The following is a 4,881-nucleotide window of genomic DNA, read 5'->3' as shown; positions in this document are numbered from 1 at the left end:
CCACCAGGCTTCCCGCCGTGCCGGCATCACCCGGGGTCTTCAGGCACAGCTGCACTTGGTAGGTGGCGCCCGACACGTCGAACGAGCGTTCGCCGGTGGGCTCGTGCTGGGATGGACACGCAGCGTGCGCCGCACTGAACGGCATCACGAGCAGGGCGCATGCGGCGATGCGCCAAGTGAGCGGCAGCCCACGACGGCGTGGGGCAGGCGCTTCACCTGGCATGTGCGGAAACGGTTGGGGTAAGGGCAGCTTCTTGGACATGCGCCCATGGTGGCATGGCCACGGGCCCAGTTCCGGCGGTGCGGCCCCCSTCCCTGGGGGCCGCCGACCTATCACCAGCTCAGCTGCAGGCTGTAGGTGCCGCCGCTACCGGTATTGCCGCTGTAGTACAGCACCTTCACGTAACGCTGGGCGGTGCTGCCGCTCGAGTTGGTCACGCTGACCGTGTCGACCAGACCGCTGCTGCGCTCGCTCTTGCCGAGCAGCGTGCCGGCGCTGTCGTAGACGTACAGGTCATAGTCGCTGGAGCTGTTGGGCGTCAGCGTCGAGGTCAGCGTGGCGCCGGCGGGCAGGTCGACCCGGAAGAAGTCGCTGTCGGTGTTGGTGCCCATCGTGCCGGTGAGCGTGACCGGTGCGGCCACTGCGTTGGCCGCGGCGATGCTGTTGTTCGGCTCCGTCTCGGTCACGGGCGGCGTGCCGGGGCCGATGTTGACGAACACCGCGCTGACCGGGCCGAAGGCGCCCGAAGCGTCCTTGCCGCGCACGAACACCAGGTGCTTGCCGTTGGCCAGGTTGGTGGTGTTCAGCGTGCCGGTGATGGCCTCGGTCGTCGAGTTGAACGTGCCGTCCGACGCCGACAGCGCGATTGCCGTGGCGCCTGGGCTCCACGGGGGCGTGTCGATGTAAGCCTCGGCCGCGTTGATCGCCTGCGTTGCTTCGGTGCCGTTGCTGTTGTTGAAGCGCGTGTCGGTGATCGACGCGGTCACCGTCACTGGCGTACCGGCTGGCACACCGGTGCCGTCGTTGAGCGAAAGGCTGGTCACGTCCGGGCCGGCAGGCAGTTGGTAGGGTGCGCGGGCCACGCGGGCGGCGTAGATCAGCGCCGGCAGGTTCTTCGGCTTGGTCGTGTTGTTGTAGGTGGTGCAGCTTTCGAAGAAGCTGCTGCCCAGTTCGATGGTGAAGGCCGCCACGCCACGGTCGCCAYAACTCGGGCCGTCACTGGTGCCGTCGGTCGGGTACAGGCCGATCGATTGTTCCGGCGTGTAGCCGTTGAACCAGGCCAGGCGGCGTCCCATCGTCTGCAGCGCGGTTCCGTTCGGTGCTGGCGTGTTGGTCGTGCCCCAGGGCCACAGCACGAGCTGGCTGTAGCTGTGGATGTCCAGGTGCACGCCCATCGTGTTGGCCGGCGCCGCGTCGCCCTGGTTGGGGCCGCGGTTGTCGGCAAAGATGCTGCCGATGTAGCTCTCGACCGCCTGCGTCTCGGGCTCGCTGTGCGCTGAAGGGCCGCGGTAGGTCAGGTCACATTGGTTGCCGCTCGAGCCCTGGCCGTTGGTCGAATTCCAGCCGAACGTGAAGTTGCGGTTCAGGTCGGCGCCGCGGGTGTTGCTGTTGGCGCCGCAGTAGGCGGTGTTGGTGTTCTTGCGCCACGACAGGCCGCCCTCGGCCTTCTTGCGGCCGTCGGGGTTGGTCTGCAGCATCAGGTGGATCTCGTGGTGGTCGAGCATCCAGGTGGCGTCGGCGTTGGTGCCGTAGCCATTGACGAGCCAGCGGGCGAATTCGAGCGCCAGCGGGGCTGTGGTGTATTCACGCGCATGGATGGCGCTGGTGACGAAGAGCTTGGGCTTGGTGCCGCCGATCGCGGTGTTGGTCAACTTCAGCACGCGCATGTCGTAGCCGCCGCTGCCGGCGTTCTTCTGCCACGAGTTGCCCGCGTCGATCCACTGCGCCAGGTTTGGCTTCGAAGTGGCAAAGGCCTGTGCCGCCGCAAAGGTCTCTTCGACCGTTTCGTAGCAGGAATAGCCGGGGATGGACTCGACGCCGACGTCGCCGTTTCCGCCGCTTTTGCGGTTCTCGTCGGCGGCCCTGTCGAACCGGTCGAGGAACTCGTTGCGGCGCTTGATGAAGTCGTGTGCCGTCTCCAGGCGGAAGCCCTGGGCCTGCAGCGCCGCGTACTCTTCAGACTCCAGTTGGAGGATCAGGTAACCGGCGTCGTACTTCGATTCGAGCAGCGCGTGGTGGTAGCTGATCGCCGCCTTGCGGGCGGTGGCCTGGTCCGGGAACCAGACCTTGTAGATGTTGTTGCGCTGGCGTTCTTGCTGGCGCAGCTGGCGCATCTCGTCGGCCGCCTCTCGGGCTGCCTTCTGCGCGGTGGCTTGGTCGGTGGCGCCATCGGCGCCGTTGGCGGCCCACAGGGGCGTGGCCCCCATCGACAGCAGCAGGGCGGCGGTGGCCGCAGTTATCCTCGATAGACGCAGGGTCATTGGGATTCTCCGGGTGCGTGGGGATCCAGGCGCGGTGGTGCCGCGCCTGGCCTGGGCGCCACGTGAGGGGATCACCCAACCGCAGCGCAACGGGCGAATGTAAGCACTGCGCTAACGAGCGAAATCAGGGTCTGTGCGGGGCGGGTCGGCACGACTAACGTCGGATTGGCGAGTCGTGCTTGCTGCGGCCGCCGGCTGTGGCCCGCGCGGTGCAAGGTCAAAGCAGCCCTCACACAATGGCCCGTCCGAAATCCTGGAGTCCTCATGGAAGCGTCGTCTGCCGACATCATCAACATCGTCCTCGGGGGCGCTTCCGGCTGGGCCGGCTCGGCGCTGGCGCGGGGCATTGGCCGCCAGCCTGACATGCGCCTTGTCGGCGCCGTTGGGGCGCGCAACGCCGGGCGAAAGCTGGGCGATGTGATCGGCGACGATTCGCTGCAGTGCCTGGTGTCTCAGTCGACCCAAGAAGCTCTGGCGCAAACGGAGTGCAATGTCTACGTCGAGTACGGCAAGCCCACCGACGTGAGCGTGGTCAAGCGCAACATCATCGCCGCGCTGGAGTCTGGTGCACATGTGGTGGTGGGCAGCTCGGGGCTGAGCGACAGCGACTACGCCGAGATCGACGCCGCGGCTCAGCGCCACCAGCGTGGTGTGCTCGCATGCGGCAACTTCGCGCTGACAGCGGTGCTGCTGCAGCGTTTCGCAGAGATGGCGGCGGCCTACATCCCCAGCTTCGAGATCATCGACTTCGCCTACGAGGGCAAGCCGGACGCACCCTCGGGCACCGCCCGCGAACTGGCTTCGCGTCTGGGCCGTGTGCAGCAACCCGTGCTGGGTGTGCCTCTCGACCAGGTCAATGGCCCGCCGGGTGTGCGTGGCGCCAGCGTCAACGGCGTTCAAGTGCACGCAGTGCGCTTGCCCGGCTATGTGCTGGGCATCGAAGCCGTGTTCGGCATGAAGGACCAGCGGCTGCACATTCGCCACGAAGCAGGCGGCAGCGCCGAGCCTTACGTGGACGGTGCGTTGCTGGCCATCCGCAAGGTCCACACGGTCACCGGCGTCGTGCGTGGGCTGGATCGGGTGATGGACCTGTGATGCGAAGGCCGGCGGCCCGAGACACCGCCTGGTTCAGGGCACGGTGACGCTGCCGCTCAGCACGCTGCGTTTCGGGTTGAAGCTGTGCAGGCTCTTGACGATGCCGATCACCTCCAGCGCATAGGTGCCCTGGCCGCCGCTGGTGTTGAACTTCGCGCTGCCCTTGTTGTTCGTCCAGGCGTTGTGGATCTCGGTGCTGCCGTCCGGCCGCGTCCAGTTGGCGATGACCAAGGCTTGCGGCACCGCGTTGCCGTTCTCGTCCTTGACCATCACCTTGCCGTCGACGTTGGCCACCTGGTGCACCAGTTCACCTGTCAATGTGACGGACTTGGAGCGCAGGCAGTTGAAGCTGCATTCGGGCGGGCGCTTGGTCGTTGGCGAGAGAAGCACCGCGTGCGTCGATTGGGTGAAGTTGTTGAATCCGTAGCCGACGACCTGCCCGGTCGCGTTGATGTCGAATGCCGCTTGCAGCACCCAACCGCGTGACTGGTCGATGAGTTCGTTCAGGTTCTGCAGGCCGGCCTGATCGGTGTAGACGAAGGCGCGCGCCGCCGATTGGCCGAGCGACCCCACCACGGTGCCGGCGATGTTGATGCCCCAGGCGGTGTTGTGCTCGCCGGTGCCGCCCAGGTTCTGCAGGCCGGTGCCGTCGGTGAATCGGAACAGGCGCTCACTGTTCCCGCTGGCACTGGTCGAGTGGCCGGCGACGCGGCCACCCGGCTCGATCGCGTAGCCGAAGCTGTGGGCCATGCCTGGCAGCACGCCCAGGTCCTGAAAGGTGCCATTCGCCCAACGGAAGGCGTGGTAGCCGCCCGCGGCGGTCTTGTAGCCGGCGATCTGGCCCGCATCGTTGATGCCGTGGGCCACGCCCGTGTCGCTGGTCGGCGTCAGGTCCACCATGCCGAGCGCATTGGTGTAGACAAAGGCGTGGACGACGTTGATGCCGTTGACCTGGGTGCTCGACTCGCCGACGACGTCGCCGTGGTTGTTGATGCCCCAGGCGGCGCTGTAGGGGCCGGCGGGCAGCGTGCCCAGGTCTTGAGGAATGCCAGCCTGCCAGCGCACGGCATGGCCCAGGTCGGTCCCGCCGGCGTCGGCGGTGCCGGCGATGTCGCCTGCATCGTTGATCTTGCGGGGGAACGCCCTGGGCCGGCTGGGCAGGCCGGGCAGCGCACTCATGCCGCTCGCGTCCGTGTAGACGAAACCGCGGTAGCCGTTCGGCCCGTTGGACCAGCCCACCACGCTGCCGTTGCTGTTGATGCCGGTGGCCACGCTGTCGCTGTCACCCGGCAGCGCACCCAGGTC

General features: G+C 67.2%; 3 protein-coding genes. 1 reads left to right on the top strand and 2 read right to left on the bottom strand.

Features of this window, described 5'->3' with window-relative positions; genetic code table 11:
* Nucleotides 1-333: 333 nt before the first annotated feature.
* Nucleotides 334-2,481 carry a M14 family zinc carboxypeptidase gene (locus tag AC1DYI_RS26610; protein ID WP_477207136.1) on the bottom strand — a complete coding sequence of 716 codons (2,148 nt, stop codon included), beginning with the start codon at nucleotides 2,479-2,481 and terminating at the stop codon, nucleotides 334-336.
* 264 nt (nucleotides 2,482-2,745) lie between these two features.
* On the opposite strand from AC1DYI_RS26610, the gene dapB reads away from it, so the two are divergent.
* Complete coding sequence (gene dapB / locus AC1DYI_RS26605; RefSeq protein WP_477207135.1) at nucleotides 2,746-3,576, top strand: 4-hydroxy-tetrahydrodipicolinate reductase; 831 nt, start codon at nucleotides 2,746-2,748, stop codon at nucleotides 3,574-3,576.
* Between the two features lie 33 nt (nucleotides 3,577-3,609).
* Here dapB and AC1DYI_RS26600 read toward each other — a convergent pair.
* Nucleotides 3,610-4,881, bottom strand: a 1,272-nt coding sequence (locus tag AC1DYI_RS26600; RefSeq protein ID WP_477207134.1) for a hypothetical protein, incomplete at its 5' end; no start/stop codon positions are given.

Source organism: Ideonella sp. P3_A4 (genome assembly GCF_056403075.1).
Note: the sequence above shows the minus strand (reverse complement) of the source record. Positions and strands in the feature narration are given on the sequence as shown.

What these genes read in the sequence shown, in the direction of transcription:
- dapB (WP_477207135.1), top strand. Translation starts at nt 2,746, where the DNA reads ATGGAAGCGTCGTCTGCCGACATCATCAACATCGTCCTCGGGGGCGCT.